At 69.6% G+C, this 24919-nt stretch carries 22 protein-coding genes and 1 pseudogene; 8 read left to right on the top strand and 15 right to left on the bottom strand.

All coding sequences use genetic code 11. The features are described from left to right. Positions 1–86: 86 nt before the first annotated feature. Positions 87–1613 (bottom strand): MFS transporter, encoded by a 1527-nt coding sequence (locus tag ABD366_RS05135; RefSeq protein ID WP_324767010.1) that lies wholly within the window; start codon positions 1611–1613, stop codon positions 87–89. A 110-nt stretch (positions 1614–1723) separates the two neighbouring features. Between ABD366_RS05135 and ABD366_RS05130 the strand changes: the two genes are divergently transcribed. Continuing rightward, a complete protein-coding gene (locus ABD366_RS05130; RefSeq protein WP_324767011.1) occupies positions 1724–2383 on the top strand; it encodes a TetR/AcrR family transcriptional regulator in 660 nt (219 codons plus the stop codon). Between the two features lie 101 nt (positions 2384–2484). On the opposite strand, the gene ABD366_RS05125 is transcribed toward ABD366_RS05130, so the two are convergent. The 6 genes from ABD366_RS05125 to ABD366_RS05100 form a co-directional block, all read right to left on the bottom strand. Continuing rightward, positions 2485–4566, bottom strand: coding sequence for a type IV secretory system conjugative DNA transfer family protein (locus ABD366_RS05125; protein ID WP_324767130.1), 2082 nt, complete (start codon positions 4564–4566; stop codon positions 2485–2487). Positions 4567–4568: 2 nt separating this feature from the next. Further along, the gene (locus tag ABD366_RS05120; RefSeq protein ID WP_324767013.1) at positions 4569–5984 is read right to left on the bottom strand and encodes an ATP-binding protein; all 1416 of its coding nucleotides are present in this window, start codon (positions 5982–5984) and stop codon (positions 4569–4571) included. Between the two features lie 49 nt (positions 5985–6033). Next, entirely contained in the window at positions 6034–7593 is a 1560-nt protein-coding gene (locus ABD366_RS05115; protein ID WP_324767014.1) for an SCO6880 family protein, read from the bottom strand. Next, positions 7590–8948 (bottom strand): energy-coupling factor transporter transmembrane component T family protein, encoded by a 1359-nt coding sequence (locus ABD366_RS05110; RefSeq protein WP_324767015.1) that lies wholly within the window; start codon positions 8946–8948, stop codon positions 7590–7592. Before ABD366_RS05110 ends, ABD366_RS05115 begins: the two co-directional genes overlap by 4 nt. Beyond that, positions 8938–9750, bottom strand: a complete 813-nt coding sequence (locus ABD366_RS05105; RefSeq protein ID WP_324767016.1) for a DUF8175 domain-containg protein — start codon at positions 9748–9750, stop codon at positions 8938–8940. The genes ABD366_RS05110 and ABD366_RS05105 overlap by 11 nt, the downstream gene beginning before the upstream one ends. A 239-nt stretch (positions 9751–9989) precedes the next feature. Next, positions 9990–10298 carry a hypothetical protein gene (locus ABD366_RS05100; protein ID WP_188337772.1) on the bottom strand — a complete coding sequence of 103 codons (309 nt, stop codon included), beginning with the start codon at positions 10296–10298 and terminating at the stop codon, positions 9990–9992. Positions 10299–10634: 336 nt separating this feature from the next. On the opposite strand from ABD366_RS05100, the gene ABD366_RS05095 reads away from it, so the two are divergent. Both ABD366_RS05095 and ABD366_RS05090 read left to right on the top strand, forming a co-directional pair. Beyond that, the gene (locus ABD366_RS05095) at positions 10635–11645 is read left to right on the top strand and encodes a C40 family peptidase (protein ID WP_324767131.1); all 1011 of its coding nucleotides are present in this window, start codon (positions 10635–10637) and stop codon (positions 11643–11645) included. Positions 11646–11824: 179 nt separating this feature from the next. Continuing rightward, complete coding sequence (locus ABD366_RS05090; RefSeq protein WP_324767017.1) at positions 11825–12544, top strand: phosphatase PAP2 family protein; 720 nt, start codon at positions 11825–11827, stop codon at positions 12542–12544. Between the two features lie 286 nt (positions 12545–12830). On the opposite strand, the gene ABD366_RS05085 is transcribed toward ABD366_RS05090, so the two are convergent. Further along, positions 12831–14402, bottom strand: a complete 1572-nt coding sequence (locus tag ABD366_RS05085) for an FAD-binding oxidoreductase (protein ID WP_324767018.1) — start codon at positions 14400–14402, stop codon at positions 12831–12833. Positions 14403–14488: 86 nt separating this feature from the next. Then, positions 14489–14644: a hypothetical protein gene (locus ABD366_RS05080; RefSeq protein ID WP_324767019.1), complete on the bottom strand. Its 156-nt coding sequence runs from the start codon at positions 14642–14644 to the stop codon at positions 14489–14491. Between the two features lie 118 nt (positions 14645–14762). Here ABD366_RS05080 and ABD366_RS05075 point away from each other — a divergent pair, with 118 nt between their 5' ends. Further along, positions 14763–15602 carry an SCO4651 family lipoprotein gene (locus tag ABD366_RS05075; RefSeq protein WP_324767020.1) on the top strand — a complete coding sequence of 280 codons (840 nt, stop codon included), beginning with the start codon at positions 14763–14765 and terminating at the stop codon, positions 15600–15602. Between the two features lie 98 nt (positions 15603–15700). Next, positions 15701–15889, top strand: a complete 189-nt coding sequence (locus ABD366_RS05070) for a hypothetical protein (RefSeq protein WP_324767022.1) — start codon at positions 15701–15703, stop codon at positions 15887–15889. A 40-nt stretch (positions 15890–15929) separates the two neighbouring features. Here the strand turns inward: ABD366_RS05070 and ABD366_RS05065 are convergent, their stop codons facing one another. Then, on the bottom strand, positions 15930–16301 hold the full coding sequence (locus ABD366_RS05065; RefSeq protein ID WP_324767023.1) for a metal-sensitive transcriptional regulator: 372 nt from the start codon (positions 16299–16301) through the stop codon (positions 15930–15932). Positions 16302–16514: 213 nt separating this feature from the next. Here ABD366_RS05065 and ABD366_RS05060 point away from each other — a divergent pair, with 213 nt between their 5' ends. Next, complete coding sequence (locus ABD366_RS05060; RefSeq protein WP_324767024.1) at positions 16515–17135, top strand: DUF47 domain-containing protein; 621 nt, start codon at positions 16515–16517, stop codon at positions 17133–17135. Between the two features lie 9 nt (positions 17136–17144). Continuing rightward, a complete protein-coding gene (locus ABD366_RS05055; RefSeq protein ID WP_324767026.1) occupies positions 17145–18143 on the top strand; it encodes an inorganic phosphate transporter in 999 nt (332 codons plus the stop codon). 274 nt (positions 18144–18417) lie between these two features. Here ABD366_RS05055 and pstB read toward each other — a convergent pair whose 3' ends face one another. The 5 genes and pseudogenes from pstB to ABD366_RS05030 all read right to left on the bottom strand — a co-directional run bounded on the left by pstB (position 18418) and on the right by ABD366_RS05030 (position 23759). Further along, the gene (pstB, locus tag ABD366_RS05050) at positions 18418–19194 is read right to left on the bottom strand and encodes a phosphate ABC transporter ATP-binding protein PstB (RefSeq protein ID WP_324767027.1); all 777 of its coding nucleotides are present in this window, start codon (positions 19192–19194) and stop codon (positions 18418–18420) included. Positions 19195–19236: 42 nt separating this feature from the next. Next, complete coding sequence (pstA, locus tag ABD366_RS05045; RefSeq protein WP_324767028.1) at positions 19237–20313, bottom strand: phosphate ABC transporter permease PstA; 1077 nt, start codon at positions 20311–20313, stop codon at positions 19237–19239. After that, positions 20310–21317: a phosphate ABC transporter permease subunit PstC gene (gene pstC, locus ABD366_RS05040; protein ID WP_324767029.1), complete on the bottom strand. Its 1008-nt coding sequence runs from the start codon at positions 21315–21317 to the stop codon at positions 20310–20312. The genes pstA and pstC overlap by 4 nt, the downstream gene beginning before the upstream one ends. A 117-nt stretch (positions 21318–21434) precedes the next feature. After that, positions 21435–22565 carry a phosphate ABC transporter substrate-binding protein PstS gene (gene pstS, locus ABD366_RS05035; RefSeq protein WP_324767030.1) on the bottom strand — a complete coding sequence of 377 codons (1131 nt, stop codon included), beginning with the start codon at positions 22563–22565 and terminating at the stop codon, positions 21435–21437. Between the two features lie 195 nt (positions 22566–22760). Further along, positions 22761–23759: pseudogene (locus ABD366_RS05030) on the bottom strand (IS481 family transposase). A 289-nt stretch (positions 23760–24048) separates the two neighbouring features. On the opposite strand from ABD366_RS05030, the gene ABD366_RS05025 reads away from it, so the two are divergent. Further along, entirely contained in the window at positions 24049–24894 is an 846-nt protein-coding gene (locus ABD366_RS05025; protein ID WP_324767031.1) for a recombinase family protein, read from the top strand. Positions 24895–24919: the final 25 nt, after the last annotated feature.

The following is a 24919-nucleotide window of genomic DNA, read 5'->3' as shown; positions in this document are numbered from 1 at the left end:
GCTTGAGGAGGGGAGGGGCTTTAGGAGCGGGGGGGGGTGAGGAGCGGAGGGCTTGAGGAGCGGAGGGCTTGAGGAGGGGAGGGGCTTTAGGAGCGGAGGGGATTGAGGAGGTGGGGCTTGGTGAGGTGGGGCCTGGTGAGCGGTGTGGGCCTGTTTCTGGGGGTGAGCAGGGTGTGTGCGAGGGCTGCCAGGGCTGTCAGGAGGGCCGTCACCGTCCAGAGCGTGACGTGCCAGGCCGCTGTGAATTCCGGTGCGTGGCCGCCTGTGCCCGCTGTGACCCGGGCCGCCAGTTGGCTCGAGCCGGTCCGGGATTCGACCGAGGCGACCAGCAGCGCGCCGAAGATCGTCAGCATGATGGCGCCGGTGCCGCCGCGCACGGTGTTGAGGAAGCCGGAGGCCATGCCGACCTCGGACGGGGCGACCATCGACATGGCCTGCGCGTCGATGATGCCGATGGACAGGCCCTGGCCCGCGCCGATGGTGAGCAGCGGGCCTGCGAGGGCGCCGGCGGTGATGCCGGGGTGCAGGGTGGTGAGCCAGGCGTTGCCCGCGGCGATCAGGAGCAGGGAGAGAACCAGCAGGTGGCGGGCGGGTACGCCCCGGTTGACGAGGCGGGCACCGAGCGGGGGCAGGGCGAGGACCGGCACCGTCATCAGGAGGAGGGTCAGTCCGGCGGCGCGGGCCGTCGAGCCGTTGACCCCCTGGAGGTAGGTCGGCAGGAAGGTGAGGACGCCGGTGGTGCCCGCGCCCAGGCCGAAGGAGCCGACGGCCCAGCCGAGGAACGCCGGGTTGCGGGTCAGCTGCAGGTCGAGGATCGGGCGGCCCGTGCCGCTGCGGGTGATGCGCTGCTCCACGCGGACGAAGGTGAGGAGCAGGGCCAGGGCCAGGGCGGCGGGGAGCAGGGTGCCGGGTGACGTCCAGCCGGATTTGGAACCCTGGGTGATGGCGAAGAGGGCGAGGGCGAGGCCCGCGATGAACGCCGCCGCGCCCGCCTTGTCGACGCGGGGCCGGTCGTCGGCCCGGGACTCGCTCATCAGGCGGGTGCCGGCGAGGATGACGGCGCCGACAGCCACGTAGGACAGGAAGGTGGCGCGCCAGCCGAGTGCGTCGACGAGCCAGCCGGAGAACGTCGGGCCGAAGGCGAGGCCGAGGCCGGCCGTGGTGCCGAGCGCGGCGAAGACGCGGGTACGGGCCGGGCCGGTGAAGGTCGCGGCGAGCAGGGAGCCGCCGCCGGCCATGACGCCGGCGGCGCCGATGCCGGAGAGCACGCGGGCCGCGTCCAGGAGCAGGATGTGCTCGACGAGGGCGGAGGCCAGGGTGCCGGCGGTGTAGACGGCGGCGCCGAGCGTGAGGATCCGGCGGCGGCCGTAGAGGTCGCCGAGCACGCCCGCGACCAGCATGAACGAGGATGCGGCGAGGAAGTAGCCGACGACGACCCACTGCAGTGACGCGCCGCTCGCGTGGAGGTCGGCGCCGATGCGGGGCAGTGCCACCGTCGTGCCGGACATGGCCATCGGCAGCGTGAGCATGCCGAGGAGGACGACGAGCAGGGTGAAGGCGGGGCGGCGGCCACCGGGTGCGGGGACCGCCGAAACCTGGGGTTCGGTTGCCATGGCGGTAAAGTACAACGATGGTTGTAGTTAGTGCAACGGTCGTTGTACCTAGGTCTCCGGACCGGGACTCCGGACCGGGGCCCTAGGCTGGGCGGCGACGGAGGAGCGGGATGGCGGAACAGGACGGGCCGGGCCTGCGCAAGGGCACGGTGGAGAAGCGGCAGGCGTTGCTGCGTGGCGCGCGTACGGTCTTCGGGCGCGAGGGCTATACGCGGGCGGGCATCGACGAGATCGCGGCCGAGGCCGGGGTCTCGACGCGCACGCTCTACAACCATTTCGGCGGCAAGAAGAACCTGTTCCGTGAGGTGCTGCTGGACAGCGCCGCGAGCGTCACGGCGGCCCACACCGCGCTCATCGAGCGGCATCTGGGCAAGGTGACGGACATCGGGGACGACATCGCCGCCCTCGCCCGCGAATGGATGGGACGGCGCGGTGAGCACGCTCCGCACATGCTGCTCGTCCGGCAGATCATCTCGGAGGGGCCACACCTGCCCGCGGATGTCATCGAGGAATGGCAGCGGATCGGGCCGCGGGCCGTGACGGAGGCGGTGCGCGAGAGGTTCGTCGAGCTGGGCGCGCGGGGGCTGTTGGCCGTCGACGCGGCCAACTCCCACGAGGCGGCGCGGTATTTCGCGCTGCTGACCGCGGGATCGGTCACCGTGGATACGTTCTTCGGGGTCGTGCCGATGTCCGCGGCGGAGGTGGATGCGCGGGTGGAGAGTGGTGTGCGCGCGTTTTTGCGGTTGTATGCCGTCCGGGACGAGTCGTAGGCGGCTGAGCGGCTGAGCGGCTGAGCGGCGGGGTGGCTGAGCGGCTGGGTGGCTGAGTGGCTGAGCGGCTGGGTGGTTGTGCGGCCGGGCGGTAACGGGGTCTATACAGCGGGGAGTTCGGCGTCCGGCCAGCGGCTGCGGGCCTGTTCGCGGGAGCGGAGCAGGGCCAGGGTCGGCAGGCCCCGGTCCGCTCCGATGGCCAGCAGCTCCGGCAGCTGGGGAAGCGGAGCCACCGCCGCGACGTCGTCCAGGACGAGCGTCATTGGTGGGTCGAGCCGACCGGCGGGTGACCGTTCGGCCATCCGGCGGCCGTGCTCGACCACGCTCGAGACGAGGGCCGTCAGCAGGGGCATCGCGCCCGGATTCGCCTTCGGATCCTCGATGGGTTCACCGACCACATAAAGCGTGCCCCCTTCGTCCACGAAGGAATCCAGGGTGAGCGCATCGGTTCGGTTCGGGGTGCAGGCCTCGCGGATGTGCACGGAGAACAGCGCGGACAGGGCGCGGGCCGTCAACTCCTGGGCGATGTCCCGGCGTTCCGGATGCGAGGTGAGGGCCGCCTCCAGCTCGCCCCCGGTGCCCGCGGCCGCCTTCGGGTTCGTGCGCAGGATGCGTACGGCGTCCTGGACCTGGGTGCCCTGGGCCCAGCGGTGGACATGGCGGAACGGTTTGCCGTCCACGGCCGCCGCGTGGAGGTAGCTGCGCAGCAGCGTTTCGGCGGTCTCGGCCACCGCGGAGTCCAGCTTGGCCGTGGGGCGTATCGGGGCGAGGAGCGCTGCCGCGCGGGTGGCCGCCGTGGCTCTGTCCGTGCAGCCCGTGGCGGGGTTCCAGTGCATCCGGGCCGGGGTGTCGCACTGGTGCGTCGGGTCGTAGAGGAGGACCGGGCCGAGTTTGGCCCGGGCGTCCTTGGTCTCTTCCCAGACCCTGGGGGCCGAGGTGATGACGAGCGCGGGGCCCTCGGCGTCCCGGATCGCCTGCACGGCGAGGGGATGCCGGTCGGCCGGCGCCCCGAGAAGCAGGCCCTTCGCGGGGCGGGGGGCGGGCACGGTGGCCGGCCTGGGGCCTGGTGCGGCTGAGGTGCCCGGGTAAGCGAGGGTGCTCGGGTGGGTCGGCGCGGCCGGGTGGGCGGGGGCGCCCGGGTGAGCAGGGGCTCCGGATTCGGGCCAGGCCCCAGGGGCTGTCGGCCCGGTCCCGGGCGCGGGCTGGGCCCCGGCGGCGTGCCAGGCCCCTGTTGCGGCCGGGGTCGCTCCTGCTACCGGCTGGGGGCCGGGTGCTGCCTCGACGGGGCGGAACTCCGAGGTCCGCCCTCCGGCGAGGGACTCACCTGCCGTGCCGGCAGCGTGCGGCTGCTCGACGGGGCGGAACTCCGAGGTCCGCCCGCCGACGAGGGTTTCACCTGCCGTGCCGGCCGCGCTCGCCTGCTCGACGGGGCCGGTGCCCGGCGCGGGCCCGGGGTTCTGAACGGGCGCCGCCCACGCCGCAGCCGCCGGTTGCTGGTGCGGCATGGCTGACGGCGCGACCCCGGGTTGCTGAAGCGGCGTCACCGGCGGGACCGCCCCGGGGTGCTGGACCGGCGTTACCGGTGGGGCCGCCCCGGGTTGCTGGTGCGGCATGGCTGATGGTGCAGCCCCGGGTTGCTGAACCGGCATCATCGACGGGGCCGCCCCGGGGTGCTGAATCGGCGTCACCGGCGGAGCCGCCCCGGGGTGCTGGACCGGCGTCACCGGCGGGGCCGCCCCGGGGTGCCGGAGCGGCATGGCCGACGGCGTGGCATCCGGCTGCTGGGGCAGAGCTGTTTGGTGGGGCGGGGCGGCACGGCGGCGGGCTCGTACCGCGCGCCACCTTGCCACCGTCCCGGCCACGAAGACGGTCAGGACCACCAGGATCATCAGCTGGCCGATGAGCAGGCCCCAGAAGAGCCCGTACCCGGAGAGATCCGTCTTCGGGGTGTTCGGCCACGCGCCCGCGATGTCGTGCGGGCGGGCGATCAACGAGCGGATGGCGAGCGGCGTATGACCGAACGTCACGTTCGCGGGCCACGCCCCTTTGGCGAAGAGGCCCGCGAGCCCCGTCGCCGACCACACCATGATCGTCATGCCCAGCAGAAACGCCAGGACGCCGATGAGCAGCCCGTCCGGAACACCCCGGCCGCGCTCGTCGCGGTACCGCCGCTCGTCCCGCATCGTCACGCCACCGTGGACTCGGACGTATCGCTGAGCCGTTGCTCCACGAAGGCCGCCGCCCGCTCCTCCGCCTCCAGTTCGGCGGCGTGCAGGGCGTCGTCGGCGAGCGAGGCGTCGGACGACTCGGTCATGGCGCGGTCGGTGAAGACCAGCGGCCGCTCCGTCTCGGTGATGAGGTGCTTGACCACCTGGACGTTGCCGTTGACGTCCCAGACCGCGATGCCGGGTGTGAGGGTGGGGATGATTTCGACAGCCCAGCGGGGGAGGCCCAGGACCCGGCCGGTCGCCCGCGCCTCGTCCGCCTTCTGCGCGTAGATCGTCCTCGTCGACGCCATCTTGAGGATCGCCGCCGCCTCCTTCGCGGCCGCGCCGTCCACCACGTCGCTCAGGTGGTGGACGACCGCCACGAAGGACAGACCGAGCCGCCGCCCGAACTTCAGCAGCCGCTGGAACAGCTGCGCCACGAACGGCGAGTTGATGATGTGCCATGCCTCCTCGACCAGGAAGATGCGCTTCTTCCTGTCGGGGCGGATCCAGGTGTGCTCCAGCCAGACGCCGACGATCGCCATCAGGATCGGCATCGCGATCGAGTTCCGGTCGATGTGGGACAGGTCGAAGACGATGAGCGGGGCGTCCAGATCGATGCCGACCGTGGTCGGGCCGTCGAACATGCCCCGCAGGTCACCGTCGACCAGCCGGTCCAGGACGAGCGCGACGTCCAGACCCCAGGCACGTACGTCCTCTATGGCGACGTTCATCGCCTCGGCGGACTCCGGCTCGGGGTGGCGCAGCTGCTCGACGATGTCGGTCAGGACGGGCTGGCGCTCGACGATCGTCTCGTTGACGTAGGCGTGCGCGACCTTGAGCGCGAAGCCGGACCGCTCGTCCAGGCCGTGGCCCATCGCGACCTCGATGATCGTACGGAGCAGCGCCAGCTGGCCCGTCGTCGTGATCGCGGGGTCGAGCGGGTTCAGCCGGATGCCCATGTCGAGCGCGGCGGTCGGGTCGAGCCGGATGGGAGTTATCCCCAGCTCCTGCGCGATGAGGTTCCATTCGCCGACCCCGTCCTCGCCCTGCGCGTCGAGGACGACGACCTGCCGGTCGCGGAACCGCAACTGCCGCAGGACGTACGTCTTCTCCAGGGCCGACTTGCCGTTCCCGGACTCGCCGAGGACCAGCCAGTGCGGGGCAGGCAGCTGCTGCCCGTAGAGCTGGAAGGGGTCGTAGATGTAGCCCTTGCCGGAGTACACCTCACGGCCGATGATCACGCCGGAGTCGCCGAGGCCGGGCGCCGCGGTCGGCAGGTAGACGGCCTGGGCCTGCCCCGTCGACGTGCGCACCGGCAGCCGGGTCGTCTCCACCTTCCCGAACAGGAAGGAGGTGAAGGCATCCGTGAGGAGGGACAACGGATCCCGCATGAGCAGCGCCTACCTTCTGACCTTGCTTCTGGCCTTGTGGGACACGGGATTAGCGTCGAATGCCGGTGGCGAAGGGCAAGGTGTTCACGAACGCCCGGTGGTGCTCCCGGTCGCACCACTCCAGCTTCAGGTACGACTTTCCGGCGGAGGCTCTGATGGTGCGCTTGTCGCGGGCGAGCGAGTCGGGGTTGCGGGACGAGACGGTGATGTACCCGACCAGGTTGACCCCCGCCGCTCCGCTGGCCAGGTCCTCGCCGCGCTGGTCGAGGCGGCCGTGGGCGGCGATGTCGCGCGGGTCGACGGTCCGGTTCATCTTGGCGGCGCGGGACGCCTCCGCCTCGTCGTTGGTCTTCTCGGTCAGCATCCGCTCGATGGCGACCTCGGTCGGCTCCAGGTCCATCGTGACGGCGACGGTCCTGATGACGTCCGGGGTGTGGACGAGGAGCGGCGCGAGGAAGTTGACGCCGACCGGTGTCATCGGCCACTCCTTGACCCAGGCCGTGGCGTGGCACCAGGGTGCGCGCGTCGACGACTCGCGGGTCTTGGCCTGCAAGTACGTCGGCTCCATCGCATCGAGTTCAGCAGGCCAGGCGTTCCGCTTCGTCATCGCCTGGATGTGGTCGATGGGGTGGTCCGGGTCGTACATGGAGTGGATGAGCGAGGCGAGCCGGCCCTGGCCGAGCGGCTGCCGTACGCGGATGTCGGCTTCCTGGAGCCGCGAGCAGATGTCGGTCAGCTCGCGGGCCATGACGACGGCGAGCCCCGCGTCCCGGTCGATCTTCTTGCCGGCCTTGGGGCGGGTGGCCCGCGCCATCGCGTTGGCCTCGGCGGCCAGCTCGCGCGTGAAGTGCATGCAGGCCACGAGGTAGGCGCGGTGCTGCTCGCTGCTGGTCGACACCATGGACTGCAGCTGGTCGTACGACTCCTGCAGCCAGCCCAGGGAGCGGTCGTCGCCGCGCATCGCCACGTCCTTGGCGTGCGCGTCCGGGTCGGCGGGCAGGGTGCGGGCGAGCATCTGGAGGCGGGTCACGAACCCGTCCCCGTTCGCCACGTGCTTGAGCAGCGTGCCGAACCGGTCGACGAGCGCCTCCTGGTCCTCCGAGTCGCGCAGACCGACACCCGGACCCTCGATCTCGATGGCGGCGGTGACGGTACGTCGGTCGGCGTGCAGCAGGACGGCGATCTCGTCCGGGCCGAACGGGGCGGCGAGCCACGTGAGGCGCCCGATCCCCGGCGGCGGCCCGACCTCGACCTCGCGCCCGTCGAACCGGACACCGGCCTCCATCGCCCGCGACCGGTAGGCGGTGCCGCGCTTCAGCGACCGCTTGTAGCTCCGGTTGATCTCGAACCACTTGTAGAAGGTGCGGTGCTTGTACGGGACGTAGACCGCGGCGAGCGCGAGGAGCGGGAAGCCCATCAGCAGCACGATCCGCATCGAGAGGACAGGGACGAGCAGCCCGCACATCATGCCGAGGAACGCCCCGCCGATGATCAGGGCGATCTCACCGGACTCACGGTTCCTGCCGACGATCGCGTTCGGCCGGGCGCGGCCGATCAGATATGTACGGCGGGGCGTGACCGGAGGGGACACGTGGGACTGGGTCGTCAACGCCCTGCACCTCCTTGCGGGTTGCCGTTGCGGTTGCTGCCGGAATTGCTGCCCCCGCCACCGCGGTTGCCCGCGTGCGGGGTGTTCGTGGGACTCGTACGGGGCGGGGGTGCGGCGGAGGGGACAGATCCGCCGCCGCCCCCGGCGGCCGGGCGTGTGCTGTGCGCGGCCACGCCGCCGGACACGGGGTTGGCGGGACGGGCCTGGTTGGCGCCGCCTCCACCGCCGCCGCCGCTGTCCGAACGGGCGCTGTGGGTCCTGATGCCCTGCGAGACGAGCGAGGCGGGCGAGGTGAACGCGGCGGCGGCCTTGCCCTCGGCGCCCTGCATGATGCGGTTCTTGCGTACGTTGGCCATCTCGTCGCCGAAGCCCGGGACGAAGCGGTAGATCATGCCGCTCGCGAAGATGGCGAGCAGCACGATGGCGAGGCCGGAGACGACGGCGGCCAGCGAGTCGGGTCCGTCGCCGCTGGTGGAGAGTGCCCCGGCGAGGCCGAGCACGATCACGATGACCGGTTTGACCAGGATGATGGCGACCATGATGCCGACCCAGCGGCGGACGTGGCCCCACAGGTTCTTGTCGACGAGCCCCGAGTACACGACGACGCCGAGCAGGGCGCCCACATACAGCAGCACGGCGCGCAGATACAGCTCCAGGTAGAGCACGCCGGCCGCGAGGATGGACACCAGCGACACGACGATCAGCATGATCGGGCCGCCGCCGATGTCGTCGCCCTGTTTGAGGGCCTCGGAGAACGTGCCGAAGAACGTGTCCGTCTGATTGCCCGTCGCCTTGGCCAGGACGTCGGTGACGCCGTCGGCGGCGGACACGACGGTGTACAGGATGAGCGGCGTGAACGCGGAGGCGAGCACGGTCAGCCACAGGAACCCGACGGCTTCCGAGACGGCGGTGGACAGCGGTACGCCGCGTACCGCGCGCTTGGCGACGGCGAGCAGCCACAGCAGCAGGGTGAGGATGGCCGACGCCGCGAAGACGATGGCGTACTGCTGGAGGAACTTCTGGTTGGTGAAGTCGACCTCTGCGGTCTTCTGTACGGCTTCGCTCAGTTTGTCCACGGTCCAGGACGCGGCGTCTGCGCAGCCCTTGGCGAGGCTGGAGAGGGGGTCGAGGGGGTTGGCGGTCCCGTCGGGCATGTCACCGCCGGTGGTCCCGCTGGTGCCGCTGCGGCTGTTGTCACCGCGTTCGCAGTACTGCTTGGCGGGGCCGTGGATCAAGTCGCAGGGATCGTTGTCGGGGTCGGGTGCTGCCACGGCCCGGGTGGCCAGCAGAATCACCGCTGTCTGCAGAGTCGCCGCAGCCGCGGTGAGTTTGAGGAGTGCGCCTTTAGCGGGCATACGTGAACCCTCCGTACCCCTCGACTGCCTTGGCGATCTCATCGGAGTTGGACGCCCGCTCGTCGCCCGGGACAGGGGCGGGGCCATCCTTCTGGGAGTGCGCGACGATCTTCCAGTCACCACCGGACCACTCGAGCTTCATGGTGATGGTGAACCAGCTGTTGGTCACCGGCTTAGTGGACTGTTCCCCGGCCAGTCCGAGGAGCCCACTGCACCAGACCTCGACGGTGGACTCCTTGCTGTCGTACGTCGTGCTCTTGGTGCCGATCGGCGTCGTACGGGAGACGAACGTGTAGCCCTGCGGGGTGGAGCCGTTCTCGTTGAGGCCCACGTTCTTGTTGAAGTCAGCCGTGTACGCCTTGTCCAGCTCGCTCTCGAAGGTGGCGACACGGGAGGCGACGATGATGTTCTGCAGGATCTGATCCCGCTTGGCCTTGTCGAACATGTCGGCGGAGCCCAACTGCACCGCATAATTCGCCGCCGCCGACTGAACCCCCTGCTCATCATGCGCGAACCCCGACCCCACCGGCTTCGTGCCGGTCGGGGTCGTGGGGGAGGACTTGGGGCCCGAGCCCGATTGCCCGCCCCCGCCGGAGGCACTGTCGTCGCCGCGGTTCGCGAAGGCGATCGCCGCGATCAGGAGGACCACGACGCCGACCACCGTGACCAGGGACCGGGACGGCGAGCGGCCGGGTCTGCGGGCGCCGCCGTAGCCGTCACCGCCCGAGCCCTCGGGGAGCCGCGTCCGGGTCTGCCCGGTGCCGCCGTAGACGTCGTCGTGCTGCCCGTTGTCGGGACTCATTGCGCGCACGCCCCCTCAACCTCGTGCTGAATCGCCGGATCCGCCGCATACGACGGTAGCCGTGCGGGTTGCCGCGCGGGCGCGGTGTGGTGACTCGACATCAGGGAGACGCAACCTCAGCCGGTGGGCACGACGGGACGGATGGTGTTGAGGGTTATTAGGGGTAACCGGGTGGGACCGGACCGAAACGGACTCGGGGCGTTCGCCGCGGGACGTCGGCGAATGCTCCGGGCGCCGGGCTAGACGGCCATGCCGTACACGATGGTGAAGAGCGTGCCGAGGGAACCGATGATGAAGACGCCGGTCAGGCCCGCGATGATCAGGCCCTTGCCCTGTTCAGCGCTGAAGGTGTCGCGCAGGGCCGTGGCTCCGATTCGTTGCTTGGCCGCGCCCCAGATCGCGATGCCGAGGCAGAGCAGGATGGCCACGGCCATCACGACCTCGATCATTACGCGTGCCTCGTTGCCCAGGGTCCCGAACGGGCCCCAGTCGGGGGCGATCCCGCCGATGATGGTCGTGATGTCGCCTTTTTCGGCTGCCAGCAGCATGTGTAACTCACCGCCCCATGTGGGTAGTTCTGTCGCCCCCGCCGCAGCGCAGAGGTCAGGCCCATTCTGACCCAGATTGGCGCTGATGCCTGCACACTTGGCGCCATTCGTTGGCCGAGTTCGTACGCTCCCGCGATCGCCGGGGCCGCCTCGCGGGGCGGTTCCGCATGCGAAGGAACGTATGGTCACTCTGTGTATCACGCCTGGTCACGCCGGGCAATGAAGGGTCGCGGTGTCCTCGTGCGGGGTTCGGGCCGGTGAACTGCGGGTCAGACGGCCGGGGCGGCTCTAGACTGGAGTGTCGGTGGACTCCCGTGCGGCGAGAGGCGGTTGACGGTGCGTAAGGCGTGGATCGTCGCGGGATCGGCCGTCGCCGGGGGGACCGGCTTCGTGAGCCTGCTCGTCCTGGGGACGTACATGGCGGCCGGAAGCCTGACGAACGGGGTGGGGCAGGGGGCCGTAGGACTCGCCAAGGGCGCCGTGCCCGTCGCCTATCAGTCGCTGGTGCAGAAATGGGGCAATCTCTGCCCGGCGATCAATCCGGCGCTGCTCGCCGCGCAGCTCTATCAGGAGAGCGGGTTCAACCCGAAGGCCACGTCGCCGGCGAAGGCGTACGGCATCGCGCAGTTCATCAGCGGGACCTGGGCCGCGCACGGCGTGGACGGGGACGGGGACGGGGACCGGGACATCTGGGACCCGAACGACGCGATCCCGTCGGCGGCCTCGTACGACTGCAAGCTCGCGTCGTACGTGAAGGACGCGCCCGGGGACGCGACGAAGAACATGCTGGCCGCGTACAACGCGGGGGCGTATGCCGTCATCAAGTACGGGGGCGTGCCGCCGTACCGCGAGACGCAGAACTATGTGAAGACGATCACGACCCTGGAGCAGAGTTTCGCGCGGCCGGTGGGGCGGGTGCAGCCCTCGCAGCAGGCCGCGGCGGCCATCTACTACGCGCAGAAGAAGCTGGGCACCCCGTATCTGTGGGGCGGGAACGGGACCGCGGACCAGGGCGGCCGGTTCGACTGTTCCGGGCTGACCAAGGCCGCGTACGAGACGGTGGGCGTCAAGCTGCCGCGCGTCGCCAACGATCAGTACAACGCCGGGCCGCACCCGAAGCGGGACGAGCTGCTGCCGGGAGATCTGGTGTTCTTCTCGGACGATCTGAACAACAGCCGCGCCATCCGGCATGTGGGTATTTACGTCGGAGGCGGGTACATGATCGACGCGCCCAGGCCGGGCGCTGTCATCAGGTTCGACCCGGTGGACACGCCGGACTACTTCGGCGCGACGCGAGTCACCGAGGCGGGCGCGCAAGCGCTTCCGAGCGAGTCGCCCGAAGTGTGACGTGGCTTGAACTCTCCGTTAACGCCCGGCCCTGAGCTGCGGGTTTGCATCTCTCTTCGATAACGTCTGCGTGATCATTCGGTGGAGTGAGGAACGTTGGGAGTCGAAGCGTGCGTTCCTTTTGCTGAACCGGAAAAACAGACCACGGGGGTGGCTGAAGACGAAGGGGCCGTTGAACCATGGCTGGACTCGAGGCACTCGAGAGTTCCGGGTCGAACCCTGACGTCTCCCTGCTCTACGACATCAACGGGCTGACCGACTCCACACCGGGCTGGTTCGACAAGGCCATGGAGTTCGTCGGCGAGTACGGGATCCTGCTCGGGCTCGTGCTCGTCGTGGTCTGGTGCTGGTGGGGAGCGCGCAGACGGGGCACTCTCGACGACGCCGCGTCGTCCGTCGCCGCCGTGGTGTGGGCGCCGCTCGCCGCGGCCGCCGCGGTGTTGGTGAACGTGCCGATCCGGTCGTTCGTGGAGCGGCCGAGACCGTTCAAGGACCATGACGGGCTGACGGTCCTGCTGACCGGGAAGAACGATTTTTCGTTCGTCAGCGACCACGCGACGCTGGCCATGGCCATGGGCGCCGCGCTCTTCATCGCCCACCGCAAGCTCGGCCTGGCCGGGCTCGCGCTCGCCGTGCTCGAGGGCTTCTGCCGGGTGTTCATGGGCCTGCACTACCCGACCGACGTGATCGGCGGGTTCGCGCTCGGCACCGCCGTCGCGCTGCTGCTCTCGCCGCTCGCGTCGGCACTGCTCACGCCGCTGGCCCGGGCGATCGGGCGGTCCCGGGTCGCGTGGCTGGTGTGGGCGCCTACGACTGTGGCGCCGGCCCGGGGAGCGGTGGAGCTTCCTGAGGCCCGGGGGTCGGCCGGTTCGGCCGAGGAGCGGGACCTGGCGGCGTAGACGACGTCCCCCGGCCGCCGCGGATCAGGGCGAGGCCGCCCGTGCCGGCGGCCAGGGCGACGGCCCCGGAGACCACCGCGAGAGGGCCGGCCGCGGCGTGGGCGGACCCGTCGTGGAGGACGGCGGCCGTGATGATGCCCAGGATGAGGACGGCGGCGGTGGCGGCGCAGGCCGCGAATATTCGGTAAGCGTTCATGGGTTCAGCGCAACCCCGCCCGGGGTTCAGGGCCACCCGGGGGCGTATCGCGTGCTCCATCCGGGGCAGCGGGGCAGCGGCCGCCGGCCCCTACAGCGACTGCGGGAAGCTGAAGAAGCCCGACGGGTCGTACTGGCGCTTCACCTTCGTCAGGCGGTCGGCCGCGGCGCCGTAGTAGGCCTGCTTCCAGTCCGTCAGGGTCGCGTCCGTGTAGTTCTGGTACGCCGCCCCGGACGCGTGGGGACGCATCGCGGTGTGGGCCTTTTTCAGCCAGTCGCGGGCCGCGGTGCCGGCCGTCCCGGCCTGCCACGACACGATGTACTGCGCGAGCATCCGCGAACGGCGGTGGACGAACGCCGTGGCCGTCGGATCGACCCGGTTGATCGCACCGCCGAGCGCCGTGAGCGCGACGGACCCCGCGCCCGCCGACACCGACTCCAGCTGCTTGAGCAGCGCCCGCACCCCGGCGTCCGACAGCGAGCGGTCGAAGAAGTCCGAGTGCGCCGCGTACGTCTCGCGTTGCAGCGCGCCCTGCGGGGAGCGGCCCGGGGTGGCGCCCGGCAGATGGCACTGGGCGTCGGAGGAGAACGCGGAGCAGCCCGCGTACACCTCCATCGACTCCTCGTAGGAACGGCGCTTGAGCGAGACGGAGGTGGCCGGGCCGGGGCCGCCGGGGCCGTCGGCGAGGCGGTCGACCGTGTTCTGGAGCTCGGCGTAGGTGCCGAGTGAGAAGGCCGCTATCGAGATGGTGGGGCGGCCGCCCGCCGCGTTCGCCACGTGCAGCGACGACCAGATCTCGTCGGGCTGGTCCGGGCCCCACTTCTGCCAGGCCTTGAGGACCGTCGCCGCCTTCGACCAGGGCCACGTCATGTAGGCGGAGACGCCCTGCGGCGCCGGGTGGGTCTTGAAGCGGAGCTCGGTCACCACGCCGAACTGTCCGTTGCCCGCGCCGCGCAGCGCCCAGAACAGGTCCTTGTTGGTGGAGGGATCAGCGGTCAGCTCCTTGCCGTCCGCCGATATGAGGGTGGCACCCGTCAGGCTGTCGCAGGTCAGGCCGTAGGCCCGGGAGACCACGCCGTGGCCGCCGCCGAGGGTGAGGCCGGAGACGCCGACCGTGGGGCAGGAGCCCGCCGGGATGGTGACGCCCTTGGCGGCGAGGCCCCGGTAGACGTCGATGAGTTTGGCGCCCGCGCCGACCACTGCCTCGCCGCCGGAGGCACGGACCGTCTTCATGCGGGACACGTCGAGGATCAGCCGCCCGTCGCCCGACGAGTAGCCCGCGTACGAATGGCCGCCGTTGCGGATCGCCACCGGGACCTTGCGGGCGCGGGCGTACGCGAGCGCCGTACGAAGATCGTCGGGCCCGGCGGCATAGGCGACGGCGGTCGGCTTCAGGTCGTCGAAGCGGGTGTTGTAGAGCTGGCGGGCGGCGGCCCACGCGGACTGGCCGGGGCGGGTCAGGGTGCCGTCGAGGTCCTTGGCCAGCGCGTCGAGGTTCGCGGCGGCGCGGGCCGTCGTGGACGCGCTCGCGCTCGTGGGGCGCACCGGGGCCGACGACGCGGACGCGGGTGCCGAGGAGGCTCCGTCGCCCGCGGTGCAGGCGGACGTCACGCCCGCGGTGAGTGCGGCCGCCGTGGCCGATATGAACGTACGCCGCTGCATCCCGTGTCTCCCTGGGTCACCGGTTGTTTCCCGGGTCTCGTACTTCCTACGGGAACGAGACGAGATCCGGGAGCCGCGGGTTCCCGCTACCCGGTGTGCGCCCCGACATGGTCGTCGGCGTCCGAGCGGGCCTTGCTGCGTGCCCGTCTCGCGGGGCCGCGCCAGCCGCAGGTACACCGGGCCAGACAGAACCGGCCCTGTTCCACGACCGTCGTCGCATGCTCATGCTGCTGCTGTGCCACCCGGCCACGGTAGCGGGTACATGTAAACCCCCCGTTCGCGTGACGGCCGCCCCTACCCGTCGTTAACCGGGCATAGCGGGGCCGCATACGCACGGACGGGCTTGGGGGTAGACAAGCGATGGTGGTGCAGCACAGGCGTCCGGCGAAGAGGGCGGCGGCGGCCGTGGCCGCGGCGGGGATCATGGCGTGCGCCGCCGGTTGCGGCGGCGGGGCCGAGGCGGGTGAGCGGAGCGCGGACGCGGCCCACGTCGTGCGCCGGGCCGCGGACCGGCTGGTCCGCGAGGGCAGTTCGCAGGCGAGTACGTCGATGGAGATGGCCAGCGGTGGCACCCGGGTCACCATCCGCGGCTCCGGGGTCTACGACTACCGCAAGGGCCTCGGCAAGCTGAAGGTGCGGCTGCCGCAGGACGCGGCGGGGGCGCAGGAGCACCGGCCCATCACCGAACTCCTCGCCCCCGGCGCCCTCTTCATGAAGAACCGCGGCGCGGGCGTGCCCGCCGACAAGTGGGTGCGGGTCGAGACCGCGTCGCTGACCGACGGCAATCTGGTCACCGGCGGCGCCACCGATCCGCTCACCGCGGCCGAACTGCTGCGCGGCGCACGCAAGGTGAGTTACGTGGGCGAGAGCGACATCGCGGGCGTGCCGACGCGCCATTACCGGGGGACCGTCGATCTCGGCACGGCGGCGAAGGCCGCGTCCGCTGGGAACAAGGGGTCGATCGCCGCGGCGGCGAAAGGGTTCGGCAAGGGGCCGGTGCCGTTCGACGTGTACCTCGACGACGAGGGCCTCATCCGCAAGGTGCGGCACCGCTTCAGCTTCGCCAACGCGCAGGAGAAGAAGGACATCGCGGTCGCGTCGACGACGCTGCTCTACGGATTCGGCGAGCCGGCGAGCGTCCGGCTGCCGCGCAAGAAGGACATCTTCGCGGGCGAGGTCGCGGAGAGGGATCCGAAATAGGGGTCCTGCCGGGGCCGGAAATGGTTCTTCCGTGCCATGCGCGGTCCGTAGGGCGCTCCCTACTCTGGGAAGTCGACCGACGATGGCTGGAAGAGGTGATGAGCGTGGCTCCCGTGGTTGCGGCGGTTCAGGACCACGTCGCCCTCGCCGAGATCGAGTTGTGCGGTGAATTGATCATCGCGGCGTCCGCCGTCCCCGAGGGACGGCTCAGCGCGGACCGGATCGACGAGGTGCTGCGAGTCGCCGAGGCACTGCCGGGCGGCTCCGACGGCAAGGACCGAACCTGAGAAGAAGGACCCCGGGCCCAGCCCCCGCCCGAGGAACCCGTCAGGTGCGCAGCAGCCGCGCGATCGCCTTCGTAGCCTCTTCGACCTTCGCGTCGATCTCGTCACCGCCCTTGAGGGCGGCGTCGGCGACGCAGTGCCGCAGGTGCTCCTCCAGGAGCTGGAGCGCGAAGGACTGCAGGCCCTTGGTGGAGGCCGAGACCTGCGTGAGTATGTCGATGCAGTAGACGTCTTCCTCGACCATCCGCTGGAGGCCGCGGATCTGCCCCTCGATCCGGCGCAGGCGCTTGAGGTGCTCGTCCTTCTGGTGGTGGTAGCCGTGGATGCCGCGGTCGTGGTCGGTCACGATGTCGGCGGCCTCGGCCGGGGGCGTCGGTGCGGCGTCGGCCGCCGTCTGGCTCGCGTCCGTGGTCATCGTGTCCGACCTCCCGTAGTGGATCCGCATACCCCCTGCGGGTATAGGATACCGGACTTTCCGGGGCTCCGGCCGGTTCGCGGGACCCCGTGCTGATCACTGTGCCTGATGGGCGACACTGGGGGAACGCCGGTTAGCCGTGGCCGGATGATGCGCCTAGCATCAGCCTGACCGAATCCAGCGACCGAATCCAGCACACCCCGAGGACCCCACGTGCGCTTTCGTCTGACCCCCAGGGAGACGAGCTTCTACGACATGTTCGCCGCGTCCGCGGACAACATCGTCACGGGCTCGAAGCTCCTGATGGAACTGCTCGGGGCGGATTCCTCCGCCCGGGCCGAGATCGCGGAGCGGATGCGGGCAGCCGAACACGCCGGTGACGACGCCACCCACGCGATCTTCCATCAGCTCAACTCCTCGTTCATCACGCCGTTCGACCGTGAGGACATCTACAACCTCGCGTCGTCCCTCGACGACATCATGGACTTCATGGAGGAGGCCGTCGACCTGGTCGTCCTCTACCAGGTCGAGGAGCTCCCGAAGGGTGTGGAGCAGCAGATCGAGGTCCTGGCACGCGCGGCCGAGCTGACCGCGGAGGCCATGCCGAACCTGCGCACGATGTCGAACCTCACCGAGTACTGGATCGAGGTCAACCGGCTCGAGAACCAGGCCGACCAGATCCACCGCAAGCTGCTCGCCCAGCTCTTCAACGGCAAGTACGACGCCATGGAGGTCCTGAAGCTGAAGCAGATCGTCGATGTGCTGGAAGAGGCCGCTGACGCCTTCGAGCACGTGGCCAACACGGTGGAGACGATCGCCGTGAAGGAGTCCTGAGGCCGGCTCATGGACACCTTCACCCTGATCGTGACGATCGCTGTCGCGCTCGGATTCACGTACACGAACGGCTTCCACGACTCCGCGAACGCCATCGCCACTTCCGTCTCCACCCGTGCGCTGACGCCTCGCGCGGCGCTCGCGATGGCCGCGGTGATGAACCTCGCCGGTGCCTTCCTGGGCAGCGGGGTCGCCAAGACGGTCAGTGAGGGCATCATCGCGACGCCCGAGGGACAGAAGGGGATGGGCATCCTCTTCGCGGCCCTGGCCGGCGCGATCGTGTGGAACCTCATCACCTGGTACTTCGGGCTGCCCTCGTCGTCCTCGCACGCCTTGTTCGGCGGCATGGTCGGCGCGGCGATGGCCGGTGGCACGACCGTGTACTGGTCCGGGGTGCTCGACAAGATCGTCATCCCGATGTTCACGTCGCCGGTGATCGGTCTCGTCGTCGGTTACCTCGTGATGACGCTCATCATGTGGCTGTTCCGGCGCTCGAACCCGCACAAGGCGAAGCGCGGATTCCGGATCGCGCAGACCGTCTCGGCGGCCGGCATGGCGCTCGGCCACGGCCTCCAGGACGCGCAGAAGACCATGGGCATCGTGGTCATGGCGCTCGTCATCGGCGGCCACGAGACGTTCGAGGACCCGATTCCGGTCTGGGTCAAGATCGTGTGCGCGGTGATGCTGTCGCTCGGTACGTATGCCGGTGGCTGGCGGATCATGCGCACGCTGGGCCGCAAGATCATCGAGTTGGATCCACCGCAGGGGTTCGCCGCGGAGACGACCGGCGCCTCGATCATGTTCGGCTCGGCGTTCCTGTTCCACGCGCCGATCTCGACGACGCATGTGATCACTTCGGCGATCATGGGTGTCGGGGCGACCAAGCGGGTCAACGCGGTGCGCTGGGGGGTCGCCAAGAACATCGTGGTGGGGTGGTTCATCACGATGCCGGCCGCGGCGCTTGTCGCTGCCGCTTCGTACGGGATTGTCTGGCTGGCCTTTGCATAGGTGCCGCTAGGGGCGCGGGGCTGTGTCGATGCGGCTCCGCCGCGTGGGCGCGAGCAACCCACGACAAGCCGCGGACGCGTCTGCTCGGTACATGAGCAGACGCGTCCGCGGCTTTTTCGTGGCTGAGCGCGCAGTTCCCCGCGCCCCTGGGCGGGGCTGGTCCTCAGCCCCCTCGAATCAGGGAGAGCCCGCCCCTACCGGGGCGGGCTCTCAGGCCTCGTGGCGGCACCGCCATGCAGCGCCACGAGGAGTCCGGGTCAAGGGCGGCCGGCCCCTAGCCGAAGCGGCCCGAGATGTAGTCCTCCGTGGCCTGGACCGACGGGTTGGAGAAGATGCGTTCCGTCTCGTCGATCTCCACGAGCTTGCCGGGCTGGCCGACCGCCGCGAGGTTGAAGAACGCGGTGCGGTCGGAGACGCGGGCCGCCTGCTGCATGTTGTGCGTCACGATGACGATCGTGAACTGCTCCTTGAGCTCGCCGATCAGGTCCTCGATGGCGAGGGTCGAGATCGGGTCGAGCGCCGAGCAGGGCTCGTCCATCAGCAGCACGTCGGGCTCGACCGCGATGGCGCGGGCGATGCACAGACGCTGCTGCTGACCGCCGGAGAGGCCCGAGCCAGGCTTGTTGAGGCGGTCCTTGACCTCGTTCCAGAGGTTGGCGCCCTTGAGGGACTTCTCGACGACGTCGCTGAGCTCGGACTTCTTGTACTGGCCGTTGAGCTTCAGGCCCGCCGCCACGTTGTCGAAGATCGACATCGTGGGGAAGGGGTTGGGGCGCTGGAACACCATGCCGACGGTGCGGCGCACGGCGACCGGGTCGATGTGGGTGCCGTACAGGTCCTCGTCGTCCAGGAGGACCTTGCCCTCGACGCGGCCGCCGGGGGTGACCTCGTGCATCCGGTTGAGGGTGCGCAGGAAGGTCGACTTGCCGCAGCCCGAGGGGCCGATGAAGGCCGTCACCGAGCGGGGCTCGACCGTCATCGAGATGTCTTCGATCGCCTTGTGGGATCCGTAGTAGGCGGTCAGACCGCTTACGTCGATTCGCTTGGCCATGGGTTCAGATCACTTCCGATTGCGTCGCTACGTATGGCCGCGTCAGCGACCGGACTTCGGGGCCTTCCAGCGGGCTACGCCGCGGGCCACGAGGTTGAGGATCATGATGAAGGCGATGAGGACCAGGGCCGCGGCCCAGGCGCGGTCGTACGCCGCCTCGCTGCCGCCGCTGCTCGCGTACTGCTGGTAGATGTACAGCGGCAGCGAGGCCTGCGGGCCGTCGAAGGGGTTGCCGTTGATCAGCGGGTTGCCGAAGACCAGCAGCAGCACCGGGGCCGTCTCGCCCGCGATACGGGCGACCGCCAGCATCACGCCGGTCATGATGCCGCCGATCGACGTCGGCAGGACGACCTTGAGGATGGTGCGCCACTTCGGGACGCCCAGGGCGAGGGAGGCCTCGCGCAGCTCGTTCGGGACGAGCTTGAGCATCTCCTCGGTGGAGCGGACCACGACCGGGATCATCAGGATGGACAGGGCCATCGAGCCGGCGAAGCCGGAGAAGCCGAAGCCGAGGATCAGGATCCAGAAGCTGAGGACGAACAGGCCCGCGACGATCGACGGGATGCCCGTCATGACGTCGACGAAGAACGTGACGGCCTTCGCCAGCTTGCCGCGGCCGTACTCCACCAGGTAGATCGCGGTCAGCAGGCCGATCGGGACGGAGATCAGGGTGGCGAGGCCGACCTGCTCCAGGGTGCCGAGGATCGCGTGGTAGATGCCGCCGCCGGGCTGGTACGCGGTGACGAAGCCCATCGAGTGCGAGAGGAAGTACGGGTCCAGGACCTTGATGCCGCGCTTCACGGTCTCGTAGACGAGGGAGGCGAGCGGGATCACGGCCAGGATGAAGGCGACCCAGACGATGCTGGTCGCGGTCCTGTCCTTGGCCTGGCGCTTGCCCTCGACCTTGGCGGCGAGGCCGTAGGTGCCGAGGACGAAGATCAGGGCGGCGAGCAGGCCCCACTGGATGCGGCTGCTCAGGTCCGCGACCAGGCCGATCGCGCAGCCCGCGGCGATCGAACCGAGGGCGATGGCCCAGGGCGACCAGCGGGGCAGGCGCGCGGCCCGGAGGGTGGAGGGGCGCTTCGCGGGTGCGGGCGCGGGCGTCGTCGCGTGGCTCATGCGTTGGCCCCCGAGTACTCCTTGCGGCGGGCGATGATCATGCGCGCGGCGCCGTTGACCAGCAGGGTGATGACGAAGAGGACGAGGCCGGAGGCGATGAGGGCGTCGCGGCCCTGGTCGTTGGCCTCGGAGAACTTCGCGGCGATGTTCTGCGCGAAGGTGCCGCCGCCCGGGTCGAGCAGGCTGGCGTGGATCAGGAAGTCGGGGGAGAGGACCGTGGCGACGGCCATCGTCTCGCCGAGCGCGCGGCCGAGGCCGAGCATCGACGCGGAGATCACACCGGAGCGGCCGAAGGGGATCACCGACATGCGGATGACCTCCCAGCGGGTGGCGCCGAGCGCGAGGGCCGCCTCCTGGTGCATCAGGGGGGCCTGCCGGAAGACCTCGCGGGAGACGTTCGTGATGATCGGCAGGATCATGATCGCCAGCAGGATGCCGACGGTGAGCAGGGTGCGCGGGGCGCCGCCCTGCCAGGAGAAGATGCCGGTCCAGCCGAAGTAGTCGTCGAGCCAGCTGAAGACGCCGGTCATGTGCGGCACCAGGAACAGGGCGCCCCACAGGCCGTACACGATGGACGGTACGGCGGCCAGCAGGTCGATGACGTAGGCGATGAGGCCGCTCAGCTTCTTCGGCGCGTAGTGCGTCAGGAAGAGCGCGATGCCGACGGCGACCGGGACCGCGATCAGCATGGCGATGATCGACGTGACGATCGTGCCGAAGGCGAGGACGGCGATGCCGAAGACGGGCGGGTCCGCGGTCGCGTTCCACTCGAAGGTGGTGAGGAAGTTGCCCTCGTTCTTCGAGAGGACCAGCGAGGCGCGGTAGGTCAGGAAGACCGCGATCGCGGCCATGATCACCAGCAGCAGGATGCCCGAGCCGCGCGAGAGACCGAGGAAGATCCGGTCACCGGGGCGGGTGGCGCCGCGTTCGGCGCGCTTCTGCTGGGCTGGGGTCGGGCGATCGGCGGGCGCCGGTGGCGCGGGTGACTGTGTGGCTATGTCCATGGGGTTCTCCGGTCTGCGAAGTCCCTCTGCCGCTTGTCGCGGTCGCGTACGGGACTTCTGGCGGCGGTGCACCGGACGGTGCGGGCCACCCGCTGGTGGGGGTGGCCCGCACGCGGGCTAGCTGATGCTGGCGACGGTCTCGCGGACCTTGGCGTTGATCTCCGTGGGGATCGGGGCGTAGCCCAGGTCGGCGAGGGCGGCCTGGCCCTCTTCGGAGGCCGTGTAGGTCAGGAAGGACTTGGTGGCGGCCAGGGTGTCCGCCTTGTTGCCCTTGTCGCAGACGATCTCGTACGTGACCAGGGTGATCGGGTAGGCGCCGTCGGCCTTGGTCGCGTAGTTCAGCTCCAGGGCGAGGTCCTTGCCGGTGCCGATGATCTTGGCGTCGGCGATCGCCTTGGAGGCGTTCTCCGTGGTGGCCTTGACCGGGGCGGAGGCGCCCGTGTCGATGTCGACCGTCTTCACGCCGTCCTTGGCGTAGGACAGCTCGAAGTAGGAGATGGCGCCGTCGGTCTGCTTGACCTGCTGGGCCAGGCCGGAGGAGCCCTGCGCGGACTGGCCGCCCTTGGCCTGCCAGGCCTTGCCGCCCTCGTACTTCCAGTCGCTCGCGGCCGTGGCCTTGAGGTACTTGGTGAAGTTGTCCGTGGTGCCGGACTCGTCCGAGCGGTGGTACGCCTGGATCTTGGTGGACGGCAGCTTCGCGTCGGGGTTGAGCTTGGCGATCGCCGGGTCGTTCCACTTCGTGATCTTCGAGTCGAAGATCTGCGCCAGGGTCTTCGCGTCCAGGACGAGGTTGTCGACGCCCGAGACGTTGTAGGCGACGGCGATCGGGCCGCCGACCATCGGCAGGTCGATGCCCTGGCCGCCGGAGCAGATCTTCTTGGAGGCGGTGACCTCTTCGGGCTTGAGCGCCGAGTCGGAACCGGCGAAGGCGACCTGGCCCTGGTTGAACGCGGTGACGCCGGCGCCGGATCCGTCGGGCTTGTAGTTGATCTGCACGCCCGAGCAGGCCTGCGCGTAGGCCTGGCGCCAGGCGTCGATCGCGTTGGCCTGCGCCGAGGAGCCGATGCCCAGGAGCTGGCCCTTGGCGTCGTCACACTTGATGTTGCCGGCCTTGGCCGAGGAGCTGGAGCCGGTGCCGCCGGTGCTGTTGGTGTCGTCGGAGCCGCACGCCGTGAGGGCCAGGGCGCCGGAGACGGCGAGAGCGCCGACGGAGAGGGCGCGGAGCCGGTTCTTGCGCTGAAGCTTCACCTTCGGATGTTCCTTCCAGGAGCCGCCGGCCTCTTGTGTGTCTGTGGCGGCGTGCGAAGTCTGCTGATGTTTCAGTCAACGGTGAGGGGGTCCCTTGTCGCGGGGGCTCACCGTCTACGGCCGAAATTAGGCAGAACAGGTGAAGCGGCCGATGGCCGTGGGTGAACGGAGGGTGAACCTAAGCGGGCGGTGTGGTTAGGGTCCTGCTGGTGGATCTCCGCGACGCCACGGAGATCCACCAGCAGGGCCCTGGTTGCATTGACCCGCAGGGTTGTTCACACGGCTGATGGGTGGGTGTCCGCCGAGTGCGGTGTGGCAGCGGTGACGGTTGTAGGCGTGGAGGAAGTCTGCCAGGGCCTGTGTGCGCTCGTCGTTTGAGGTGTAGGGCCGCAATAGGCCCACTCGTCGAGCAGGGTGCGGTTGAAGCGTTCGACCTTGCCGTTGGTCTGCGGCCGGTAGGCGCGGGTCAGCTTGCCGGTCGCGCCGAGGTCTGCGAGGACGTTCTTCCAGTTCAGGCCCTTGCGGTAGGCCCAGGCGTTGTCGGTGAGGACCCGTTCGATGCGGGTGATGCCCTGGCTGTGGAAGAAGGCGGCCGCGCGGGTGAGGAAGCCTGCGCAGGTCGCTACCTTCTCGTCCGGGTGGATCTCGCTGTAGGCGAGCCGGGAGTGGTCGTCGACGGCGGAGTGGACGTAGTCGAAGCCCATCCGGCTGCGGGTGGCCCGGCCGGCCTGGCGGCCCAGAATCCGGTGGCCGCCCCCGTCGGGTATCCGGCCGAGCTTCTTCACGTCGACATGGATCAGCTCGCCGGGGCATTCGCGCTCGTAGCGGCGGACCGGGGTACCGGTCGAGCCAGGCCAGCCGGTGGAGTCCGTGCCGAATCAGAATCCGGTGAACTGTTCGAGGCGGGGAGGCCCAGGACCGGGCCGATTCTTGCCGGTCCCAGTTTGCGGGATTGCCGCAGTTCGCAGACCTGTGTCTCGATGGCGGCCGGGTCCGGTGCGGTGTAGTGCGCGGCCGGCTGGAGCGGTCGTGCAGGCCGGCCTCGCCTTCGGACCGCCATCGCCGGATCCACCTGTGGGTGGTGGCCCGATTCCCCATCGCGGCTGCGACGTGGGCGACTGGGCGACCTGAGCGCACCCGTTCGACCAGCAGGCGCCTACCGAGGACGGTCAGCCGGGCATCACGGTAGGACACGAAGACCTCCGTGCGGTGAGTTCCTGGACAGCTCCCACCACATCGGAGGCCTTCGCCATGTTCAAGACCTATCGAGTGTCAACAACGCTCGTGACAAATACACCTAGTCACGGAGCGATTACGCCAGATTGCTTGTGGAGTACGGACGGCGAGGGCCGGCGACTCCTGGCTCGGACCAGCACTCTGGCTGTGGCGAGGGTCCACGGGGGCATGGGGGGCGAATCGTTTCCCTTGGGGTGTTTCGGGAATTCGTCACATTCGTGATCACAGAGAAAATAGAGTGCCGACCATGTTGAACTCGCGAAGCCCCTCCGACCCGTCCAGGACCTTCTCGCGCTCCTACGTGACACCGACTCTACGAGCCCACCTGGATGACGGTGGCAGCGTCGCGGAATGGCTTGCGGGACGTGTACCTGTCGCCTCGATGGCTCGCATCTCTGCCGACCGGCTCATAGGAGACGGGATCGGGATCGAGCGTCAGCACCGGGCCAACATCCGTAACGCGGGCCTGCATGAGTGCGCAGTCGTGATGCATTACGAGGACAACAATTTCTCAGCGGCCAAGCAGGATGTCATCCGTCCGGCGTTCGCGCAGATGATCAAGGACATTACGCACGGACACGAAGAAGAGACAGGCATCCCGCTGAGCGGGTGTATCGCGGTGGAGCGCGAACGCGTCTATCGCCTCCCCCAAGACTTTGTGGCCCTCAAAGACGCGCTGATCATGGTCGGCGACGGGGTCTTCATCGAAGACAAGACCCTGCTGAACCTGGTGGGGGACGACGGACCGGCCGGATCGGGCGGTCCCGGCCATGCCGGTGCTGCTCAAGCCGAGATCAGGACAATGAGCAAGCGTGCGGTCCGCAGCGCTGCGGACAGGGCGGAGGAGGGTGCTGTTTATGGCGGACCCCGTAGATTCGGCTGGCTCGGAGCATCGAAGGAGCCTTTCCGGCTCGGCAACAAGCACAAGAATCTTGATGAGTGGCCTCACCTGATCGAAATGATCAAGCAGCGGAACGCGGGCAGGTCCTGGCGCGCCATCACCGCCCACCTCAACAGGCAGGGGGTCGGAACGGCCCGTGGAAACCGCTTTACGGAGCAAGCGGTCAAGGGCATGGTGACCAACCCGGCATAGTGGGGAGGCCGGGTACTGAACGGTG

It is taken from the genome of Streptomyces kunmingensis (assembly GCF_039533535.1).
GTDB lineage: Bacteria > Actinomycetota > Actinomycetes > Streptomycetales > Streptomycetaceae > Streptomyces > Streptomyces kunmingensis.
Note: the sequence above shows the minus strand (reverse complement) of the source record. Positions and strands in the feature narration are given on the sequence as shown.

Excerpts from the sequence above, each read along its gene's own strand:
- ABD366_RS05025 (WP_324767031.1), top strand. The coding sequence starts at position 24,049 with ATGTTGAACTCGCGAAGCCCCTCCGACCCGTCCAGGACCTTCTCGCGC.
- ABD366_RS05135 (WP_324767010.1), bottom strand. The coding sequence starts at position 1,613 with ATGGCAACCGAACCCCAGGTTTCGGCGGTCCCCGCACCCGGTGGCCGC.
- ABD366_RS05130 (WP_324767011.1), top strand. The coding sequence starts at position 1,724 with ATGGCGGAACAGGACGGGCCGGGCCTGCGCAAGGGCACGGTGGAGAAG.
- ABD366_RS05105 (WP_324767016.1), bottom strand. The coding sequence starts at position 9,750 with ATGAGTCCCGACAACGGGCAGCACGACGACGTCTACGGCGGCACCGGG.
- ABD366_RS05120 (WP_324767013.1), bottom strand. The coding sequence starts at position 5,984 with ATGCGGGATCCGTTGTCCCTCCTCACGGATGCCTTCACCTCCTTCCTG.
- ABD366_RS05125 (WP_324767130.1), bottom strand. The coding sequence starts at position 4,566 with ATGCGGGACGAGCGGCGGTACCGCGACGAGCGCGGCCGGGGTGTTCCG.
- pstA (WP_324767028.1), bottom strand. The coding sequence starts at position 20,313 with ATGAGCCACGCGACGACGCCCGCGCCCGCACCCGCGAAGCGCCCCTCC.
- ABD366_RS05075 (WP_324767020.1), top strand. The coding sequence starts at position 14,763 with ATGGTGGTGCAGCACAGGCGTCCGGCGAAGAGGGCGGCGGCGGCCGTG.
- ABD366_RS05090 (WP_324767017.1), top strand. The coding sequence starts at position 11,825 with ATGGCTGGACTCGAGGCACTCGAGAGTTCCGGGTCGAACCCTGACGTC.
- ABD366_RS05070 (WP_324767022.1), top strand. The coding sequence starts at position 15,701 with ATGAGCGTGGCTCCCGTGGTTGCGGCGGTTCAGGACCACGTCGCCCTC.
- ABD366_RS05100 (WP_188337772.1), bottom strand. The coding sequence starts at position 10,298 with ATGCTGCTGGCAGCCGAAAAAGGCGACATCACGACCATCATCGGCGGG.
- ABD366_RS05055 (WP_324767026.1), top strand. The coding sequence starts at position 17,145 with ATGGACACCTTCACCCTGATCGTGACGATCGCTGTCGCGCTCGGATTC.
- pstC (WP_324767029.1), bottom strand. The coding sequence starts at position 21,317 with ATGGACATAGCCACACAGTCACCCGCGCCACCGGCGCCCGCCGATCGC.
- ABD366_RS05110 (WP_324767015.1), bottom strand. The coding sequence starts at position 8,948 with ATGCCCGCTAAAGGCGCACTCCTCAAACTCACCGCGGCTGCGGCGACT.
- ABD366_RS05085 (WP_324767018.1), bottom strand. The coding sequence starts at position 14,402 with ATGCAGCGGCGTACGTTCATATCGGCCACGGCGGCCGCACTCACCGCG.
- pstB (WP_324767027.1), bottom strand. The coding sequence starts at position 19,194 with ATGGCCAAGCGAATCGACGTAAGCGGTCTGACCGCCTACTACGGATCC.
- ABD366_RS05065 (WP_324767023.1), bottom strand. The coding sequence starts at position 16,301 with ATGACCACGGACGCGAGCCAGACGGCGGCCGACGCCGCACCGACGCCC.